A 19,486-nucleotide genomic window follows, 5' to 3' on the forward strand; every position below is an offset into this window, starting at 1 on the left:
CCGCGGTCAGGGCGTCGCGCAGTCGCCGCAGGTGCCGAGCAGGGCCGCGTGACCGGTGTCGAGGGTGAAGCCGAGGTCGGCGCGCAGCCGCGCGGCCACCTCGTCGAACACGTCCGGTGCCACGTCGAGCACACGCCCGCAGACGTGGCACTGGACGTGGGCGTGTCCGTGGTCGTGGGCGGCGTGCTCGTGCTGCTCGGTGGGCGACGGCTCGGTGAGGTGGTACACCGTCGCCGTGCCGCCGAGGTGCACGTGCGAGAGGACGCCGGTCTCGACGAGCGAGGTCAGCGTGCGGTAGACGGTGGCCCGGTGCACGCTCGGCTCGACGTCGGCCACGCGGGTGCCGATCTGCTCGGCGGTGAGGTGCTCCTCGGCGAGGTCGGCGGCGTCGACGACGTGCAGCACGGCATACCTCGCCGGGGTGACGCGCTCACCTGCAGACCGGAGCCGCGCGACGGCGGCGGCCACCCGGGGGCTCGGCGCGGGGCTCTCGGCAGAGGGGGGCACGCTCCCATTATCGGCAGTGGCAGACTCTCCCCGTGCGCGCACTCACCAAGCTGACCGCAGGCCCCGGCCTCTCGCTCGTCGACCGTCCCGAGCCCGAGTGCGGGCCCGCCGACGTCAAGATCCGCGTCCTGCGGGCGGGCCTCTGCGGCACCGACCTGCACCTCGCCGGCTGGGACGACTGGGCGGCGTCGACCGTCACGCCGCCGCTCGTCATCGGCCACGAGTTCTACGGCGAGGTCGTCGAGGTCGGCGAGGACGTCACGGGCATCTCCGTCGGTGACCGTGCCTCCGGCGAGGGCCACATCGTGTGCGGCCGCTGCCGCAACTGCCGCGCCGGCCGCCGCCACCTCTGCATCCGCACCGAGGGCATCGGCGTCAACCGCGACGGCGCCTTCGCCGACTACGTCGTCATCCCGGCGAGCAACGCGTGGATCCAGCCGGCGGACCTCGACCCCGACCTCGGCGCCGTCTTCGACCCGCTCGGCAACGCGACCCACACGGCCCTGCAGTGGCCGATGGTCGGCGAGGACGTCGTCATCACCGGCGCCGGCCCGATCGGCGTCATGGCCGCCGCGATCGCGCGGCACGCGGGTGCCCGCTACGTCGTCGTCACCGACGCGAGCGACTACCGCCTCGCGCTCGCCGAGCACGCCGGTGCCGACCTGACGATCAACGTGACGCGCGAGAGCCTCGCCGACGCGCAGGCCCACCTCGGCATGAAGGAGGGCTTCGACATCGGGCTCGAGATGTCCGGTGCCGCGCCGGCCGTCACCGACATGATCGCCAACATGAACCACGGCGGGCGCATCGCGCTCCTCGGCCTGCCGCACCAGTCCTACGAGCTCGACTGGGGCAAGGTCATCACCCACATGATCACGCTCAAGGGCATCTACGGCCGCGAGATGTACGACACGTGGTACGCCATGTCGCAGATGATCGCGACGTCCGAGCGCTTCCGGTCCGCGGTCGCCCAGGTCATCACCCACCGCTTCCCTGCCGAGCAGTGGGAGGAGGCCTTCGAGACCGCCCGGTCCGGCCAGTGCGGCAAGGTCGTCCTCGACTGGAGCTGACGTGGCTCCTCGCCCGCTCGTCCTGCTGCACGGTCTCGGCCAGTCGCCGATCGCGTGGCAGGACTTCGTGTCGGCCTACGGCGCCGGCCGCCCGATGACGGCCCCCTGGATGAAGGGGCTCAAGCCCAAGGACCCCGTCGGCTTCGACCTCGGCGACGCGGCGTCGGGCGTCGCGGACGAGCTCGAGCTCCAGGGCGTCAAGCAGGCCGACTTCGTCGGGGTCTCGGTGGGTGCGAGCGTCGCGCTGCGCCTCGCCGTCGAGCGGCCGGAACTCGTCGGGCGTCTCGTCCTCGGCGGCGCGCTCGTGCGCCCGGGCCGGGGAGCCCTGCGGATGCAGCGCCTCGCGATGCGTCTCGTGCCGGAGAGCAGGCTCGTCGACGCAGGGGTCTCGCGCCCGCGGATGCTCGCGGTCCTCGACGCGCTCAAGGGCTTCGACGGCACGGAGTCGCTGCGTGCCGTTGCGGCGCCGGTGCTCCTCGTCGCCGGGTCGAGGGACAAGGCCGGGATCGTCGCGGCGCAGGAGCTCTCGCAGCACCTGCCGACCGCATGTCTGCAGGTCGTCGACGGGGCCGGGGCGCTCGTCAACACCGAGTCGGCGCGCGAGCTCGCGGACCTCACGCACGCCTTCCTCGACGAGCCGGACCCGTGACCGCGCGCTCCGTCGCGGGCGTCAACGCGAATGACGTCATCGCCTTCGGCGTCGAGGTGCTGGCCGTCGTCCTGCTCGCGGTCTGGGGAGCCACGCTCGGGAACACCACCGCCGCCCACGTGCTCGGCGGGGTCCTCGTCCCCGCGGCAGCCGTCACCCTCTGGGGACTCTTCGCGGCGCCCCGGGCGGTCGTGCAGGTGCCCGTGCTCGGCGTCCTGACCAAGGTGGTCGTGCTCGGAGGCGCTGCGGTCGCAGCCTTCGCGGTCCTGCCGCTCGCGTGGGCCGTCGTCGTCGCCGTGGTGGTCGTCGTCAACACGGTGCTGACGTGGTTCGGTCCCTTCGCGCGCCGGGACGCGGCTCCTTCGTCGTCCTGAGCTGCGGGGTGGACGGGCTCAGCAGAGGTTGATGCCGCCGGCGTCGAGCAGCTTGGCCACGACCTTCTCGTCGGTGACCGCGGGGACCATCCAGTTCTTGCCGGCCACGGACTTCACGCCGTTCGTGCACTCGAACGTGCTGACCCGCCGGTCGAGCTCGACGGCCTGGTCGTAGAAGGCCGCCTCGACCGGCTTGCCCTGCGCTCCCGTGCACGTGATCTTGTGCTCGGCCAGCGACCCCTGCATGTCGCCGCTCGACGGACAGACGAGCTCGGCGACGGCGGCCCAGTCGGGGTGCGCGGCGGCCTCGGGGGACGAGGCGGGCGAGCTGCCACCGCAGGCCGCGAGGGGGAGGGCGAGGGCGGCCGTGGCGCAGGCGAGGGTGAGGCGTCGGAGCACGAGAGCGTTCCCTGAGGGTGGGGGATGGAGGGGGATCGGCCCGGGGTGGCCGGGCGCAAACCCCGGTCATGCTAGACCTCGGGCCGGCGCAGGACCCACCCGAACGAGGTGCCCTGAGCGTGCGTGAGTGACAGAGTCGACACATGGCCCGCCTCATCTACACGACCATCGCCTCGCTCGACGGCTACGTCAACGACGCCGCCGGCGGCTTCCAGTGGGCCGCCCCCGACCGGGAGGTGCACTCGTTCGTCAACGACCTCGAGCGCGACGTCGGCACCTATCTCACCGGACGCCGCCTCCACGACGTGATGGTCTACTGGCAGACGGCGCCCACCGAGGACTCCGACGATCCGGACGACGCCGTCGAGCACGACTACGCCCGCATCTGGCAGGCGGCCGAGAAGGTCGTCTACTCGCGCACCCTCGAGGCCGTGTCGGGCCCGCGGACGCGGCTCGAGCGCGACTTCGACCCCGCCGCCGTCGCGACGCTCGTGGCCTCGGCCGACCGCGACGTCAGCATCGGCGGTCCCACCCTCGCGGCCGAGGCCCTGCGCGCCGGCATCGTCGACGAGCTGCGCCTGCTGACGGTGCCCGTCGTCGTGGGTGGCGGCACGCGAACCATCCCGGACGGCATACGCCTCGACCTCGAGCTGCTCGAGCACCGCCGCTTCGCCGGCGGCACGACGTACGCGAGGTATGCCGTCACGCGGTGACCGTGCCGTCCGTGTCGTCCGTTTCCGGCGGGGGTGCGTCGAGGGCCACGAGACCATCGCGCAGGGTCTGGAGGAACTCGGCGCGGCGCTGCGCCTCCGTGCCGGCCATGACGATGAGGAAGTCGACCTGGTCGCGCACCTGGCGCAGCTGCTCCTCGCTGCCGAGATCGCTCGCACGCCGGTAGAGGTCGAGGGCGTGTTCGGCCTCGGCGTCGGTGGCCCGGGGGCTCCACAGCGCGTCGAGGACGAGCAGGTCGCCGTAGACCGCGACCGTCCAGAAGGTGGGGGCGAGGTAGGCCTCCTCGCGGGCGGCGCCGATCGACTCGTCGATGAGCCGGCGCGCCTCGGACCGGTCGAGCCCGGTGCGCCCCTCGACCGGTCGCCAGCGCAGGGCCAGCTCGGCGGCGAGCCAGTTGGCGAGCGCGCCGTGGCGACGCCGGTCGGTGGCTCCCGAGGCGGTCCGGGCCGCGGCGTACCAGTCGGACATCTGGGCCAGCGCGTCGTGCGTGCGTGTCCAGTCGCCGCTGCGGGTCGAGCCGGGGCGCTCGGGACACGTGACGAGGGCGAGCCGCTTGTAGGCGCTCGCGACCCGCCACAGCCGGTCGATGCCGACGCCACCCGACGCCCCGGGGGCCTGGCCCGGGAGGAAGGCGACCCGTTCGGGTGCGTGCGACCCGAGCACGAGGGACGCGGGGTTGTCGAGGAGCGTGCGCAGCCGGTCGATGGCCGACTCGATCGTGGCGACCGCGTCGTCGACGGGGTCGTCGCTCGCCGCCGCCGCCCGGACGACCTGGTCGATCCAGACCTCGAAGTCGCGCACCGTCAGGGCCGTCCCGCCCCGCTCGAGGGTCTGCTCGAAGTACTGCCTCGCGTGCCCGAAGTCGCCGAACTTGTTGTACGTCCGGGCGATGAGCACCTGGAGCGCGTCGTCCTCGCGGTCCTCGGGCGAGAGGGCCTCGTAGAGCTCGCTCAGCCGGTCGAGCCCGAAGCGGGTGTTGCGGCTGACGTCGACGGACTGTCCGAGGTTCTCGATCTCGACCCTGGCCTGCTCGGCGCTCGCGGGCGCCCGCCGCACCGTCGTCGCGCGATGCACGACCGCGTCGGGGGCCAAGCGGTAGTCCGGGTCGCCGTAGCACTGGTAGGCGCCCCACGTGTTGACGGCCGGGTGGTCGTTCCACGTCTGCCAGCGGGCCGCGGCGATCGCCTCGCCGAACGTCAGCCCGGAGAGCAGCCGGTCGTAGAGCGTCGCCGCGAAGGTCGAGGCCGCGGCGTCGTCGACGGCCCAGCCGCAGGCGACGACGGCCCGCACGCCGATGTCGATGAGCTCGGTCGCGAAGCTCGCGGCGAGCCGGTGGTAGTTGCCGGCGCGCTCGGTCGGCATGCCCGGAGCACCCGGGACTGCCGGGCCGACGGGAGTGCTCGGTCCCATCGACCCGAGGTGGCAGCAGTTGACGACGACGAGCTCGGGCACCTGCCGCATCTGGCCGACCTCACCTGCCGTGAGGTACATCCCGTTGCCGAGCACCATGCCGGTGACCGTGGCGTCCGTCCCGTCGCCGAGCGGCCACTCGAAGACACCGTGACCGGCGAGGTGGACGACGCGGTAGGACGTCGCGAAGAGGGCCTGGATGACCTTCGTGCCGCTCTCGGCGATGAGCGGCTCGGCCTCGAAACCGCTCTGTCGCAAGGCATCTGCGACCCCACGGGCCTCTCTCTGGGCGGCGGGGAGGGCGCTCAGACCGCTCGCGGTGTCGCCGACGACCAGGGCTCGGCTGCTCGTGGCCGAGAGCACGTGGCTTCGCATCGAGGAGCCCTCGAGCTGGCGGACGAGCCCGCGCCGGACGCCGAGCGGCTCGCGGTCCTCCTCGGTGCCGTGGTCGTCGAGCAGCTCCCACGGGTAGTGCGCCGAGCCGCGGTCGACGAGCAGCACGAGGTTGTCGGTGTCGGGCGCCTGCGCCTTGAGGTCGTTGGGGAAGAGCAGCTCGAAGAGCGTCCGGGCCGCCGACGGGTCGGGTGACGGGGAGTCGACGAGCGACTCGACGAGCCGGTCGACGAGGGCCCGCTGCGTCGGGACGGTGCGCGTCGGCGTGCCCGCCCGTCGCATCGACGCCTCGAACGACAGACCGCCGTCGGGCTCGCTGCGCACCCGCACCTGCTGCCACCAGCCGGTCGGCTCCTGGAAGAGCAGCCGACGCTGGCGGCCCGGGCGCTCCTCGAGGCGCAGGCCGGCCGTGAAGGAGTCGGCGAGCTCGCCGCTCGTCAGCGACGACCCGAGGGCCTCGACCGCCTGGAGGGCGCGGTCCTGCCACAGCTCGATGATCTCGAGCTCGGCGATGTGCACCCCCAGGTCGGTGTCGGCGAGCCGGTCGTTGGCTCGCTGCACCCCGGTCAGCAGGGCCTGCACGCTGTCGCGGACCGGGAGGCCGCCCTGACCGGTGCCGATGAGCAGGCTGGAGAGCCTCAGCTGTCGCACCTCGGTGCTCGTCGCCGAGGCCCCGGCCGTGAGGTGGCCGAGGGCCGACGTCAGCACCGCGTGGGCGGTCGCGCGCGCCAGCGACGCGGCGCTCAGGCCGCCGATGGGGCCGAGCCCGGCCACGACCGCACCCGGCGGGCGGGTCCACTCGTCGGGGTCGGTGAACACCTGGCACGTCTCGATCGGCCCGGGGTAGATGCCGAGCAGGGCGGCCCGCGAGAGCCGGCCGTCGAGCAGCTCGTCGAGGGCGCCCTCGCCGCCGACGAGGGTGCTGCCCGGGTAGTGCCCGACGAGGACGTGGTGGCGGGCGAAGCGCAGGTCGCCGTGCGAGATGCGGACCCGGGTCAGCGGCCGCGACGGGTCGGCGTCGGGGTCGGCGTCGGGGGCTGGAGCGGGGGCCGGGGCGGGGCCGGCGTCGGCGGCCGGCTTCGGCTCGGGTGGCGGGGTGACCACGTGCTGGGGTGCCGGCGCCGTGGCCTCGGCGCTCGGCGGGTCGGGCAGCGGCTGCTCGGGGAGGACAGGCGCGTGCGCGTCGGTCGGGACGGCATACGGCTCGTGGTCTGCGGGGGGCGTGGCGCCCACGAGGGTCGACACGGCTCAGCCCACCCCCGACAGGAAGGTCTGGTCGAGGCGCGGGGCGCGCCCCTCGAGCTGCGGCACCTGGTCGTAGTTGCCGCGCAGGCCGGCGAGCGTGCGGGTGTGGAGGGCCCGGTAGGTCGACTGCGGGTCCTCGCGCATGGCCCGGACAAGGTAGTAGGTCAGGGCGCCGTTGTAGTCGCCGTCGATGTGCGCGTCGGCGGAGGTCTGGTCGTCGCGGCAGCCGCTGACGAGGGTCTCGGCGATGTCGACGACGTGCACGTCCTCGGCGCGGCGACGGCGGCGGACGCGTCGTGGCGTCCCCGTGAAGCCGCCACCGCGGGCCTCGTCGTCGGGGTTGGGCAGGAAGCGTGACACGACCTCCGGCGCTGGGCCGCCGAGGAGCACCGGCTCGCGGGTGTTGCTGCCGGAGTGGCAGCAGTCCATGACGACGGTGAGCGACGCGCCGGGGTCGAGCCGGTCGAACGTCGTGCGGAGCCAGTCGTCGGTGAGTGGGTCGTTCCAGTCGAGGTCGTGCGGGCAGAGGATCTCGTCGCGGTGGTCGGTCGTCTCGTCCCCGCTGGTGTCGGGGACGTTCGAGCCGTGGCCCGAGTAGTGGAGGTAGAGGACGTCACCGGACCGGGCCGTGTCGACGAGGTCGGCGATGCTCTGCGTCATCGCGCCCTTGGTCGCGGCGCCGTCGAGGAGCATCGTGATGTCGGACTCGGCGAAGCCGTAGAGGTCGGTCAGCGCGCCGGCGACGGCGTGGACGTCGTTGACGCAGCCCCGGAGGTTCGCCCCCGGGATCGCGTACTCGTTGACCCCGATGAGCAGCGCGCGCTTGGACATGGTGGACTCCTTCGACCCGGGCCGCGCAGTGGGCGCGACGGCCCCTGCGAACCAGTGTTCTCCTGAGGGGCTGCTGATACAGCCGGTTCAGGAGGAACGGTTGGGTCGGTCGACGGGGTCTGCAGGCTCAGGCGGTGACCGTGATCTCGTGGATCTCGTCCGCCGGGTGACCGGTGCGCTCGTGGATGCGCCTCACGGCGTCGGCGCTCGGTCCCTCGGACAGGCAGAACACATGGCCGCTCGTGGGGTCGGCCCAGGCGTGCTTGAACACGACGCCCTCGTCGTCCTGGATGTCGAGGTCGGCCTGGTGGGCCTCCATCAGTGCTTCCGATGTCACACCCGGCATGTTGGTGTGAACGTCCATGAACTCTGGCATGTGATCGCCTCGCTGGGTCGTCGATCCCCCGATGAACGGTGGCTCCACGCTACGCCGGGTCGCGCCCGTCGGCAGGGACTTCGGCGTGAGTCCGTCAGTCGCTCGCGGCCTCCCCTCGACCGTGTCGGTGCGCACCCGCCCGCAGATCTGCAGCACCTTGTAGGGCATCTCGTCCGTGTCGATGGACACGGCCGCGCGGTCACCGTCCCTGAGAGCCCAGGCTTCCCTGTCGTGTCGTCATGACCTCACTCCTTCCTCCGGCCCGCGGACGCGGGCGTCCTTCTGACGTCCTCCGCTGCCGCGCAGGACGTCAGCGGTTCCGCGAACACGGCCGGGCATACGCTGGGTGGCGCCACACGCCCCACCGACCCGCGAAGGACACCGATGTACGGCTCAGTCAAGGACGAGATCGCCGCGACGCTGCAGGAGATCAAGGACGCCGGCCTCTACAAGAGCGAGCGGGAGCTGACGTCGCCGCAGTCGGCGCACGTGACGACCCTCAAGGCGGAGGCGCTCAACTTCTGCGCCAACAACTACCTCGGTCTCGCGAACGACCCGGGCGTCGTCGAGGCGTCGAAGAAGGCCCTCGACGAGTGGGGCTTCGGCATGGCCTCGGTGCGCTTCATCTGCGGCACCCAGACGCTGCACACCTCGCTCGAGCACCAGATCAGCGAGTTCCTCGGCACGGAGGCGACGATCCTCTACTCCTCGTGCTTCGACGCGAACGGCGGCGTCTTCGAGGTGCTCTTCGGCGCCGAGGACGCGATCATCAGCGACGAGCTCAACCACGCCTCGATCATCGACGGCGTGCGGCTGTCCAAGGCGATGCGCTACCGCTACAAGAACGCCGACATGACCGACCTGCGGGCCCAGCTCGAGGCAGCCCGGGACGCCGACGCGAGGCGGACCGTCGTCGTCACGGACGGCGTCTTCTCGATGGACGGGTCGTATGCCCCGCTCGACGAGATCTGCGACCTGGCCGACGAGTTCGGTGCGCTCGTCTTCGTCGACGACTCCCACGCCGTCGGCTTCGTCGGTGACGGCGGTCGGGGCACGCCCGAGCTCTTCGGTGTCATGGACCGTGTCGACATCATCACGGGCACCCTCGGCAAGGCGCTCGGCGGTGCGTCCGGCGGCTACGTGAGCTCGCGCCAGGAGATCGTCGACCTGCTCCGCCAGCGTTCGCGCCCCTACCTCTTCAGCAACTCCGTGGCGCCGTCCGTCGTCGCGGGCTCCATGGCCGCCCTCGAGCTCGTCGAGAGCTCGGCCGAGAAGCGCGAGACGCTCAAGGCCAACACGGCGCTCTTCCACTCGCTCATGACAGAGGCCGGCTTCGAGCTGCTCCCGGGCACGCACCCGATCCGTCCCGTCATGTTCCCCGGCGAGGACGGCGCCCGTCAGGCCGCGCAGATCGCCGACCACATGCTCGGCAACGGCGTCTACGTCATCGCCTTCAGCTTCCCGGTCGTCCCGCGGGGCAAGGCCCGCATCCGTGTGCAGCTCTCGGCCGCGCACTCGGAGGCCGACGTGCGCGCGTGCGTCGACGCCTTCGTCGCGGCCCGCGACGCCGTCGGCTGAGCGCTCGGGCGGGTGTGCGCTCGTGCCAGAGGTGCGGGTTCCCGCGAGGAGTGCGCGCTGCACCGCGCACTCCTGCGGGGACCGGGCACCTCTGGGGTGAGCGTGCACCTGTCGTGACCGCTACCGGTCGGCGGTGTTGAACGCCTGGCGTAGGCGCGGCACTCGCCGGATGACGACACGGTCGACCAGCAGCACGACGACGAGTGACGCGCCGAAGACCGGCAGCAGGACCGCCAGCCCCACGACGAGCCCGGCGAGCAGCGGCGAGGAGGCGAGCGGCATACGCCCTCGGGGTGCGCCGACGGCGCGCGAGCCGCGCGGACGGCGGCGCCACCACATGACCGGCCCGGTCACGCACGACACGACGACGGCCACGCAGAAGAGCGCGGTGAGCCAGAAGTTCAGCGCGCCGAAGCGGCGCCCCTCGTGGACGGCGATGCCCTGGCTGACGACCTTCGCGAGCGCCGGGTAGTCGTCGTAGCCGTACGTGCTCACGACCTGGCCGCCGAAGCGGTCGACGTGCACGGTCCGCTCGGCCCCGGGGTCCTCGAAGGCGTAGCCGATGACCGAGTAGACGCCGCGGTCGTCCGACGGCAGCGCGACCGTCACCGGGTGCGCCAGCCCCGAACGGTCACCCACCTCCACTGCGGTGTCGAGGTTCGCGACGCTGACCTCGTCTCCGGCCGGGACCGGATCCGACTGCGGCACAAGGCTCTTGCCCTGTGCCCATGGGACGGCGTGGTGACTGTGCGGTAGCGACTCGTCCAAGGTCGAGGTCGGGTTGGACAGGGCGCCCGGGTCCTCGGCCCACATCGACGTGCCGCGGTCGGTGGCCAGCTGCTGCACCTGCTCGCCCCAGATGCCGGTCCACGGCAGGCCCGAGACGACGAGGAGCAGCAGCCCGGCGCCGACGAACGCTCCGGTGCGGGCGTGGGTCGTCCGCAGCCGGGCGCCGGGTGCATCGCCCTCACGCTGCCGACGCCGCGACCGCCGACCGCGGACGAAGAGGTAGTAGCCGGTGACGGCCATGACGATCGCCCAGCACGCGCCGAGCTCGATGACGGTGTCACCGACCCCGCCGGCCATGAGGTCGGCGTGCAGGCGCACGGCGGTGCCGCTGATCGTCGAGTCGGGGTCGAGCGAGCCGAGCACCCGCACCGTGTAGGGGTCGACGAAGACGTCGCGAGTCAGGCCCTCGGCCGTCTCGACGGTGAAGCGGGCGCTGGCGTCGGCGCCGGTCGGCTCCGTGAACGAGACGACGGTGGCCCCCGGAGACGCCTCCCGGACGGCCTCGAGCTGGGTCTGCCACGGCTGCGTCAGCTGACCCGCCGCGTGGTCGACGCGCATGAGGTCTGGGTGGACGAGCGGCTCGATCTGGAAGCGGAAGAGGTAGACGAGGCCGGTGACGGCGAGGACGAGCAGGACCGGGACGACGACGACGGAGGCGTAAAAGTGCCACCGCCAAAAAGCGCGGAACAGGCCGGTGGTCGGGCGGGCACCCTTGCGGGCGAGGGGTTTCGGACGTGCGGGATCGATGACGGACATGGTGCTCCTCGGGCATGACGGTAGGGCAGCGGCCGGGCGGTGGCCGGCGCTGCGAGGTGGTGTCAGGTGAGGAGGCAGGCGGGCGGGCCGCGACGCACCGGGGTGCGGGCGCGCCACACGTCGGCCGGGACGCGCCCGTCCGACGGCCGGGGTCGCGGGTCGCGGAGTCCCGCGCACGTGGCCGCGACAGCGTGGATCAGGGCAACGGCGCCGTGGGCGAGTGACAGCACTGCACGGGTCAGCGCGACGCCGACCGTGGCCAGGAGTGCGCAGGCGACCCGCCACGACTCCTCGCTGCGGGTCAGCAGGACGCCGATCGTGACCGCAGCGGCGACGTGCGCGAGCAGCATCGTCGGGGTCGGGAGCAGGTCGGTGAGCGCGCTCGTCGCGACCACGCCACCGGGGTCAGCCGTGCCGGCGCCCGTGCCGACGCCCGTGTCGATGCGACCGAGGGGGCGTATGCCGTGTGCCGCGTGGGAGGGGCCGGTGCCGGTCCCGTGGACGGGGGAGCCCGCGGCCATCGCCGCGAGCCCGTGCACGACGTGCGCAGCCACCTGGAGGGCGGCGAGCAGGACCGCGGACCGGACGTCCGTCAGGCCCGAGCGCACGAACGGCAGGGTGGCGCCGGTCAGGAGAGCCGTCGCCACGAGCACGCCGGAGCCCGAGACGAGGTGGCCGCCACCGACCGCGTGCGCGACCGTGGCTCCGCCGGAGGCGACGAGCGCCAGCACGAGCGCCCGCAGGGCCTGCGCGCGCGGGCTCCGGGCGGACGTGGGCACGCGCCTAGGGTAGACGAGGGCGCGTGCCGGCCCGGCGGTCAGGCGGTCAGCCCGTGGGCAGGTCCCGCAGCCACGGCCTCGTGAGGTCGAAGCGGCGTCCGGAGATCTCGTCGACCTCGATCGCGACGACGACGGACTTCGGGGTGTCGATCCACGGTCGCACGGGGAGGCGCTCGACGACGTAGGCGGCCTGTCCCTCGAGCGTGCGCGCCCGGCCCCGGCAGATGACGCTCGTGGCGCGCTCTCCGACGATCTCGTCGACCTCGAAGGCGACGTCTGGGTTGGCCGTCACGCCGAAGAGCTTGCTGCCCTCGGCCGTCATGAAGACGATGCGCTCGCCGTCGAGGGCGTAGTTGATCGGCGTCAGGTGCACCTCACCGACGAGGTGGAAGGCCAGGCGGCCGAACTCGTGGGCGCGGAGGAAGCCCCAGGACTCCTCCGGGTGAAGGACGTGGACCGGGTTCTGGTCCGACATGGTGACCTCCTCGGTTGCTCGTCGGGCGAGTGTCCGACTACTACTGATGGTAGTAAAGATGGTCCCGGACACGCCCGCGCTCGCGGCGAGTCCCGCGTCACACGCACTGCCCGCACGGGCGTGCGATTGACTGTGCCCATGGACTTCTACAGCTCCTGGGCCCAGGGCTTCGCCCGCGTCGCCGCGTGCACCCTGCCGATCGTGGCGGTCGACCCCGAGCGCAACGCCGACGCCGTCATCACGCAGCTGCGCGAGCTCGACGACGAGGGCGTCGGCCTCGTGCTCTTCCCGGAGCTGTGCCTGTCGGGCTACGCCATCGACGACCTGCTCCTGCAGGACCCGCTCCTCGATGCCGTCGACGACGCCCTGGCCCGCATCGCCGAGGCCACCGCTGACCTCCGCCCCGTCGTCATCGTCGGCGCGCCGCTGGAGAAGGGCTCGCGCGTCTACAACTGCGGCGTCGTCATCCACGGCGGTCGCATCCTCGGTGTCGCACCGAAGTCCTACCTGCCGAACTACCGCGAGTTCTACGAGCGGCGGCACTTCGCGCCCGGCGACGACCAGCGCGGCCAGACGATCGACGTCGCGGGCGACCGGGTGCCGTTCGGCCCCGACCTGCTCTTCCGGGCCGCCGACGTGCCGGGCTTCGTCCTGCACGTCGAGGTCTGCGAGGACATGTGGGTCCCCGTCCCGCCGAGCCACGAGGCGGCGCTCGCCGGCGCGACGATCCTCACCAACCTCTCCGGCTCGCCGATCACCGTCTCGCGCGCCGAGGACCGTCACCTGCTCGCCCGCAGCGCGTCTGCCCGCTGCCTCGCCGCCTACCTCTACGCCGCGGCCGGCGAGGGCGAGAGCTCGACCGACCTGTCGTGGGACGGCATGACGATGGTCTACGAGAACGGCGCCCTCCTCGCCGAGAGCGAGCGTTTCCCCGAGGGTGCCCGCGCCTCCGTCGCCGACATCGACCTCGACCTGCTGCGCCAGGAGCGCCAGCGGCAGGGCACCTTCGACGACAACCGCCGCACCCACGCCGCGCGCACCGACGGCTTCCGCACCGTCGAGCTCGAGCTCGACCCGCCGGCCGGCGACCTCGGCCTGCTCCGCAAGGTCGACCGCTTCCCCTTCGTGCCCGACGACGAGGACCGCCTCGCGCTCGACTGCTACGAGGCCTACAACATCCAGGTCTCCGGTCTCGAGCAGCGCCTGCGCGCCATCGGGCAGCCCAAGGTCGTCATCGGCGTGAGCGGCGGCCTCGACTCGACCCACGCGCTCATCGTCGCGGCCAAGGCCATGGACCGGCTCGACCGGCCCCGCAGTGACATCCTCGCCTTCACGATGCCCGGCTTCGCGACGAGCGACCACACGAAGAGCAACGCCATCGCGCTCATGGAGTCGCTCGAGGTCACGTGGGAGGAGCTCGACATCCGACCGGCGGCGACCCAGATGCTCGAGGCGATGGGCCACCCGTTCGGCCGGGGCGAGGAGCTCTACGACGTCACCTTCGAGAACGTCCAGGCCGGCCTGCGCACCGACTACCTCTTCCGCATCGCCAACCAGCGCGGCGGCATCGTCCTCGGCACCGGTGACCTGTCCGAGCTCGCCCTCGGCTGGTGCACCTACGGCGTCGGCGACCAGATGAGCCACTACGGCGTCAACACCGGCGTGCCCAAGACCCTGATGCAGCACCTCATCCGCTGGGTCGTGTCGTCGAGCCAGTTCGACGAGGAGGTCGCCGGCACGCTGACCTCGATCCTCGACACCGAGATCACGCCCGAGCTCGTGCCGGCCAAGGAGGGCGAGAAGCCGCAGCGCACGGAGGCGATGATCGGGCCCTACGCCCTGCAGGACTTCACGCTCTTCCACGTGCTGCGCCGCGGCTACCGCCCCTCCAAGATCGCCTACCTCGCGTGGAACGCGTGGCGGGACAGCGAGGCGGGGGAGTGGCCCGCGGGCTACCCCGAGGCCGACCGGACGGCATACGACCTCGCGACGATCCGGCACTGGCTCGAGGTCTTCGTCAAGCGCTACTTCGCCAACCAGTTCAAGCGCTCCGCGCTGCCCAACGGGCCCAAGGTCGTGGCGGGCGGATCGCTGTCGCCGCGTGGAGACTGGCGTATGCCGTCCGACGCGACGTCGGTGGCGTGGTTGAGTGAGCTGGACGCGAATGTCCCTGAGAAGTAAGGCGATCCGAGTGGCTTCCACCATCACTGTCCGGGATTTCGACGAGGCCGACTGGCCGCTCGTGTGGCCCGTCATCGAGCAGGTCGTCCGCGCGGGCGACACCTTCCCCTTCCCGACCGACCTCACCGAGACGGAGGCGCGCGGCATCTGGCTCGAGAACGGTCCCGGGGGACGTGTCACCGTCGCGGTCGACGGCGATCGCGTCCTCGGCACGGCGAAGATGGGGCGCAACCGTCCCGGCCCCGGGTCGCACGTCGCGACAGCGAGCTACATGGTGTCGGCCGAGGCCCGAGGTCTCGGCGCCGGGCGGGCGCTCGTCGTCGACTCCCTCGACTGGGCCCGCGAGTCCGGCTATGCCGCCATGCAGTTCAACGCCGTCGTCGCCACCAACACGGGTGCGGTGCGGCTCTACGAGAGTCTCGGCTTCACGGTCGTCGGCACCGTGCCGCGGGCCCACGAGCTCCCGACCGGGGAGCGCGTGGGCCTGCGGATCATGCACGTCGACCTCTGAGGTCCCGCGCCCCTCAGCGCGTCAGCACCACCTTGAGGGCTCCGGTGTCCGCCGCGCGGGCGAACGTGTCGTAGGCGTCGAGGAAGTCGGCCATCGGGAAACGGTGCGTCACGAACTGCGCCAGGTCGATGTGGTGGGTGGCCAGGAGCCGGAGCAGGGTCGGCGTCGAGTAGGTGTCGACGAGACCCGTCGTGATGGTGACGTTCTTGATCCAGAGGTCCTCCAGGTGCAGGGTGGCCGGGCCGCCGTGGACGCCCACGTTGGCGACGGTGCCACCGGGGCGCACCAGAGCCGCGCACTGCTCGAACGTCGATGCCACCCCCACCGCCTCGATGGCGACGTCGGCGCCGAGACCCTGCGTCAGGTCCCGGACGATCGCGACGGCGTCCTCGCGGGAGGGGTTCACCGTGATGTCGGCCCCGAACTGCTTGGCCGCCTCGAGTCGGGCATCGGCCAGGTCGATGGCCACGACGTGCGCCGGACTGAAGAGCTTGGCACCCATGATGGCGGAGAGCCCGACCGGGCCGGCGCCCACCACCGCTACGACGTCACCGGGACGGACCCGGCCGTTCAGCACACCGACCTCGTAGCCCGTGGGCCCGATGTCGGCGAGCATGAGTACTTCCTCGTCAGTCACTCCTTCGGGGACGGCGTACGTCGACGTGTCCGCGAAGGGGACGCGGACGTACTCCGCCTGTGTGCCGTCGATCATGTGGCCGAGGATCCAGCCCCCGCCGCCGATGCACTGGCCGTAGCTGCTCTCACGGCAGTAGCGGCACGCGCCGCAGGCGGTGATGCAGGAGACGAGCACGCGGTCGCCGGGCTTGACGTTCTTGACGCCCGGGCCTACCTTCTCGACGGTGCCGACCGCCTCGTGGCCGAGGATCCGACCGTCGGTGACGGCCGCGACGTCACCCTTGAGGATGTGCAGGTCGGTGCCGCAGATCGTCACGCTGTCGACCCTGACGACGGCGTCGGTGTCGGCCTGGACCGTCGGCTTCGGGACCTCGTCCCAGGTCTTCCGGCCGGGGCCGTGGTAGACGATCGCGTGCATGGTGCTCATGTCTCCTCCTCGAGCCGCAGGTCAGCGGCGCGGGTCCAGTCCATCGCGGGGACCGGCGAGGAGGTAGGGCCATACGTCCCGCCCCGGGCCTGCAGGGACGGGACCAGGGTCCCGAGTCAGCCTGGGCGTCAGGGCTCGACGAGGGCCTGGCGCAGCAGCTCGACGAGGGCGTCGAGCTGGAGCGTGTCGCCCGACGTGATGTCCTCGTCGCTGCCGTCGAGGGCGCGCGCGGCGAGCCCCTGCTTGGCGTCGATGAGCTCGGCGATCTTGGAGTCGATGGTGCCGGAGGCGAGGATGCGCCAGGCCGTGACGGGCTCGTCCTGGCCGATGCGGTGCACCCGGTCGATCGCCTGCTGCTGCTCGGCCGCGGTCCACGACAGCTCGGCGAGCACGACGTTGGAGGCGGCGTGCAGGTTGAGCCCGACGCCGGCGGCGGTGAGTGAGCAGACCGCGACGGCGACCTCGGGGTCCTTCTGGAAGGCGTCGATCGCCTCCTGGCGCTGCTTCGAGGTCTGCTCGCCGCGCACCGACACGGTGCGCAGGCCGGCCGAGGCGAGGACGCGCTCGGCAGCGTCCATGACGTCGATGTGCTTGGCGAAGAAGACGACCTTGCCCACCGAGTGCGACAGCTGCACGGCGTAGTCGGCGGCGAGCGTCGACTTGGCCTGGCCGATGCGGCGCACGAGCGAGAAGACGTTGTCGGTGCCCTTCTCGGCCGACGCGGCACGCAGCTCCGCGGCGGCGACCCGACGCATGAGGGCGGTGTCGGGCTCGCCGTCCTCCTCGCGACCGTCCCCGGCGGCCAGGAGGGACTGGTAGCGCTGGGCCAGACGGCGCCCCAGGGCGCGCTCGGCCTCGCGGATCGACCGACCGAGGTCGTCGTCGAGCTCGACGGTGATGTCGGCGATCCGCTTGTCGGGCAGGTCCTTGGCGACGTCGACCTTGCGGCGGCGCACGATGCCCATGTCGATGACCGCGCGACGGGCCTCCGGGTAGAAGGCGCGGTCGGCGGGCGTGTGCCCGGTGTCGTCGAGGCGCCGCGTGATCTCGGCGGTCGGCTTGCCGTCCTTGATCCAGCCGAGGAAGCGCCAGATCGCGTCGAAGTCCTTGACGTCGTTGATGAGCGGCGTGCCGGTGAGGGCCATGAGGAGCGGGTCGCCGCCGGGCGTCGTCGACCGCAGCCGGTCGCCGAGCGCCAGGACCTGCTGGGACCGCTGCGACTGGAGGTTCTTGATGAAGTGGGCCTCGTCGACGACCATCGAGCGGAAGCCGAAGCTCGAGAGCCACCCGAAGTGCCGGTCGAGGATCTCGTAGTTGACGACGAAGACGTCGGCGAAGGCGTCGACGTCGTTGCCGTCGCCGTGGATGACGGTGACCCGGCGCTGCGGCGTCCACCGCTCGACCTCACGGGCCCAGTTGATCTTCACGACGTTCGGCACGACGGCGAGCATCGGGTAGGCGCCGGCGATCGAGGCGGCCATGACCGACTGGGCCGTCTTGCCGAGACCGGGCTCGTCGGCGAGCAGGAAGGTGCGGTGGCCCTCCTGGACGCTCTGGAGGAAGCGGGACTGGTGGACCATGAGCTGCGACCCGGGTGGGGAGAAGCGGTCGATCTGCGGCGTCGGCGGCAGGTCCATCGACGCTGCCTCTCCGCCGGCGCCCTGCTCGAAGGCGCGGTACAGGGGGCTGAGCAGGTCCCACCCGGCGAGCCGGTTGGGAAGGTAGTCGCTCTGGGCGCGACCGACGTCGGGCGTCAGGAACGGGTTGGCGAGCGCCCGCGACGGCACCGACTGCGGCATCACCTGGCGGGCCGCGATCTGCGGCGGGACGACCGGCCGCGGGGGCTCAGGCGCCTGGATGACGAGGTCCTCCTCGGCGAGCTCGGCGCCCGACTCGAGGAGCCAGTCGCGCCGCATCTGCTGGGCCGCGGGGCCGGGCTTGGCGTTCGCGTCGAGCAGCGTCAGCAGGCTCGTGTCACGGGCCGCGATCTGCGCGAGGATCGTCGCGATGCCGTCGAGGCGCTTGAGCAGGTCGGCTCGCGTGGCCGACGGGATCGACACGTCCTCGCGGACCCGGGCGCGCTCGGACCGCATGAGCGTGGCCACGACGAGGAACTTGGTCCGGTTCGTCGGGCTGGCCTTGCCCTTGCTCGAGACGCGGGACTCGACCTCGCGGACCCGCCGCGCGAGCACGGGGATGAGCGGCGCAGGGTCGTCCTTGCGCTGGGTGGCCTTCCGCTGACCCTGGTTCTGGCCGTTCTGCCCCTGCTTGGGGCCCTGGCCGTCGGTCGGTCGGCGGCGGACGCGCGTTGCCATGTTCCTCCTGATGACGCGGAGGACGTCGAGCGGGCTGGGCCCCCGGACGACACCGTGCCTGACTGGGTCGGTGTCGGCGGCGGACTCGGCTCGAGTCCCGGTGGACGCGGCTCGCGCGCCCTGTGCCCCGAGCGCCGGACCGGCGGTTGCGCCACGGACGGGCGCTTGGGACACCTCGACTCTACAGCCCCCTGGGCGCTGATCGGGTCGTATGCCGCGTGCGGGCCGTGAAGTGGCCGCGCGCTCAGCCGATGTTGACCCCGACGACCGCGCCGATGGCATACGTCACGCCCATGGCGAGCAGGCCGCCGGCGACGTTGCGCAGGACCGCCCGGGTGGCCGGGCTGCGTCCGAGGCGGGCGCTGACCGCGCCGGTGAGGGCGAGGGCCGCAGCGACGCTGACGACCGTGACGTGGATCCGGATCGAGGCCGGGCTGAAGGTGATGGTGAGCATCGGCAGGATGGCGCCGACGACGAAGGCGAGCATCGAGGCGCCGGCGGCGTGCCACGGGTTGGTCAGGTCGGTCGGGTCGATGCCGAGCTCGGCCTCGGCATGCGCGGTCAGCGCGTCGTGGGCCGTGAGCTCGCGCGCGACCTCGGCTGCCAGCTCGCGTCGCATCCCCTTGGCCTCGTAGAGCTGGGTCAGCTCCTCGAGCTCGCCCTCGGGGTCCTCGTGCAGCTCCTTGCGTTCGAGCGTCAGGAGCGCCCGCTCCGAGTCACGCTGGGTGCTGACCGAGACGTACTCGCCGGCAGCCATCGACATGGCACCGGCGGACAGGGCGGCGATGCCCGCGAGGATGATCGCGGCCTTGTCGGCGGTCGCACCCGCGACGCCGACGACGACGCCGGCGGTCGACACGATGCCGTCGTTGGCGCCGAGGACGCCGGCCCGGAGCCAGTTGAGGCGCGCGCCGACGTTGGCGTCGTGCGGCTCCTCGCGGTCGTGGCCGTTGTCGAGGGGCGTGGGCTCGTCGGACGCTCGCACGTCGGACATGGGTGGTGCTCCGATCGACGGTGGGGCGGTGCCCGTCGATCGTGGCACCCGCCGGGGAC

The 19,486-nt window shown here is 72.3% G+C and carries 18 protein-coding genes; 7 read left to right on the forward strand and 11 right to left on the reverse strand.

Features of this window, described 5'->3' with window-relative positions; all coding sequences use genetic code 11:
• Positions 1–6 precede the first annotated feature (6 nt).
• Positions 7–507: a Fur family transcriptional regulator gene (locus AB4Z14_RS18670; protein WP_442276509.1), complete on the reverse strand. Its 501-nt coding sequence runs from the start codon at positions 505–507 to the stop codon at positions 7–9.
• A 32-nt stretch (positions 508–539) separates the two neighbouring features.
• Between AB4Z14_RS18670 and tdh the strand changes: the two genes are divergently transcribed.
• The 3 genes from tdh to AB4Z14_RS18685 are packed head-to-tail and all read left to right on the forward strand — an operon-like array spanning position 540 to position 2,600.
• A complete protein-coding gene (gene tdh / locus AB4Z14_RS18675) occupies positions 540–1,577 on the forward strand; it encodes an L-threonine 3-dehydrogenase (protein ID WP_256795024.1) in 1,038 nt (345 codons plus the stop codon).
• Position 1,578: 1 nt separating this feature from the next.
• Positions 1,579–2,226 (forward strand): alpha/beta fold hydrolase, encoded by a 648-nt coding sequence (locus tag AB4Z14_RS18680; protein WP_442276510.1) that lies wholly within the window; start codon positions 1,579–1,581, stop codon positions 2,224–2,226.
• Positions 2,223–2,600, forward strand: a complete 378-nt coding sequence (locus AB4Z14_RS18685; protein ID WP_442276511.1) for a DUF2568 domain-containing protein — start codon at positions 2,223–2,225, stop codon at positions 2,598–2,600. Before AB4Z14_RS18680 ends, AB4Z14_RS18685 begins: the two co-directional genes overlap by 4 nt.
• 18 nt (positions 2,601–2,618) lie before the next feature.
• Here the strand turns inward: AB4Z14_RS18685 and AB4Z14_RS18690 are convergent, their stop codons facing one another.
• A complete protein-coding gene (locus AB4Z14_RS18690) occupies positions 2,619–2,999 on the reverse strand; it encodes a hypothetical protein (protein WP_442276512.1) in 381 nt (126 codons plus the stop codon).
• A gap of 143 nt (positions 3,000–3,142) precedes the next feature.
• Here AB4Z14_RS18690 and AB4Z14_RS18695 point away from each other — a divergent pair, with 143 nt between their 5' ends.
• On the forward strand, positions 3,143–3,712 hold the full coding sequence (locus AB4Z14_RS18695; protein WP_442276513.1) for a dihydrofolate reductase family protein: 570 nt from the start codon (positions 3,143–3,145) through the stop codon (positions 3,710–3,712).
• On the opposite strand, the gene AB4Z14_RS18700 is transcribed toward AB4Z14_RS18695, so the two are convergent.
• The 3 genes from AB4Z14_RS18700 to AB4Z14_RS18710 all read right to left on the reverse strand — a co-directional run bounded on the left by AB4Z14_RS18700 (position 3,702) and on the right by AB4Z14_RS18710 (position 8,175).
• On the reverse strand, positions 3,702–6,779 hold the full coding sequence (locus AB4Z14_RS18700) for a CHAT domain-containing protein (protein WP_442276514.1): 3,078 nt from the start codon (positions 6,777–6,779) through the stop codon (positions 3,702–3,704). The genes AB4Z14_RS18695 and AB4Z14_RS18700 overlap by 11 nt on opposite strands.
• Positions 6,780–6,782: 3 nt before the next feature.
• Entirely contained in the window at positions 6,783–7,610 is an 828-nt protein-coding gene (locus AB4Z14_RS18705; RefSeq protein WP_442276515.1) for a caspase family protein, read from the reverse strand.
• Between the two features lie 127 nt (positions 7,611–7,737).
• Positions 7,738–8,175 (reverse strand): SCO4226 family nickel-binding protein, encoded by a 438-nt coding sequence (locus AB4Z14_RS18710; RefSeq protein ID WP_442276516.1) that lies wholly within the window; start codon positions 8,173–8,175, stop codon positions 7,738–7,740.
• Between the two features lie 195 nt (positions 8,176–8,370).
• Between AB4Z14_RS18710 and AB4Z14_RS18715 the strand changes: the two genes are divergently transcribed.
• Positions 8,371–9,564, forward strand: a complete 1,194-nt coding sequence (locus tag AB4Z14_RS18715; RefSeq protein ID WP_442276517.1) for a glycine C-acetyltransferase — start codon at positions 8,371–8,373, stop codon at positions 9,562–9,564.
• Between the two features lie 120 nt (positions 9,565–9,684).
• Here the strand turns inward: AB4Z14_RS18715 and AB4Z14_RS18720 are convergent, their stop codons facing one another.
• The 3 genes from AB4Z14_RS18720 to AB4Z14_RS18730 all read right to left on the reverse strand — a co-directional run bounded on the left by AB4Z14_RS18720 (position 9,685) and on the right by AB4Z14_RS18730 (position 12,363).
• Positions 9,685–11,109 (reverse strand): PepSY-associated TM helix domain-containing protein, encoded by a 1,425-nt coding sequence (locus AB4Z14_RS18720; RefSeq protein ID WP_442276518.1) that lies wholly within the window; start codon positions 11,107–11,109, stop codon positions 9,685–9,687.
• Positions 11,110–11,171: 62 nt separating this feature from the next.
• Positions 11,172–11,888: a hypothetical protein gene (locus AB4Z14_RS18725; RefSeq protein ID WP_442276519.1), complete on the reverse strand. Its 717-nt coding sequence runs from the start codon at positions 11,886–11,888 to the stop codon at positions 11,172–11,174.
• 46 nt (positions 11,889–11,934) lie between these two features.
• On the reverse strand, positions 11,935–12,363 hold the full coding sequence (locus AB4Z14_RS18730) for a pyridoxamine 5'-phosphate oxidase family protein (protein ID WP_442276520.1): 429 nt from the start codon (positions 12,361–12,363) through the stop codon (positions 11,935–11,937).
• 138 nt (positions 12,364–12,501) lie between these two features.
• On the opposite strand from AB4Z14_RS18730, the gene AB4Z14_RS18735 reads away from it, so the two are divergent.
• Positions 12,502–14,544 (forward strand): NAD(+) synthase, encoded by a 2,043-nt coding sequence (locus AB4Z14_RS18735; protein ID WP_442276521.1) that lies wholly within the window; start codon positions 12,502–12,504, stop codon positions 14,542–14,544.
• A 10-nt stretch (positions 14,545–14,554) separates the two neighbouring features.
• Entirely contained in the window at positions 14,555–15,055 is a 501-nt protein-coding gene (locus AB4Z14_RS18740) for a GNAT family N-acetyltransferase (protein WP_200958954.1), read from the forward strand.
• A gap of 13 nt (positions 15,056–15,068) precedes the next feature.
• Here AB4Z14_RS18740 and AB4Z14_RS18745 read toward each other — a convergent pair whose 3' ends face one another.
• The 3 genes from AB4Z14_RS18745 to AB4Z14_RS18755 form a co-directional block, all read right to left on the reverse strand.
• A complete protein-coding gene (locus tag AB4Z14_RS18745; protein ID WP_442276522.1) occupies positions 15,069–16,118 on the reverse strand; it encodes a zinc-dependent alcohol dehydrogenase family protein in 1,050 nt (349 codons plus the stop codon).
• A gap of 128 nt (positions 16,119–16,246) precedes the next feature.
• The gene (locus AB4Z14_RS18750; protein ID WP_442276523.1) at positions 16,247–18,433 is read right to left on the reverse strand and encodes a DEAD/DEAH box helicase; all 2,187 of its coding nucleotides are present in this window, start codon (positions 18,431–18,433) and stop codon (positions 16,247–16,249) included.
• A gap of 244 nt (positions 18,434–18,677) precedes the next feature.
• Complete coding sequence (locus AB4Z14_RS18755; protein WP_056772354.1) at positions 18,678–19,427, reverse strand: VIT1/CCC1 transporter family protein; 750 nt, start codon at positions 19,425–19,427, stop codon at positions 18,678–18,680.
• Positions 19,428–19,486 lie beyond the last annotated feature (59 nt).

The organism is Terrabacter sp. 2TAF16, from assembly GCF_052115065.1.
Lineage (GTDB): Bacteria > Actinomycetota > Actinomycetes > Actinomycetales > Dermatophilaceae > Terrabacter.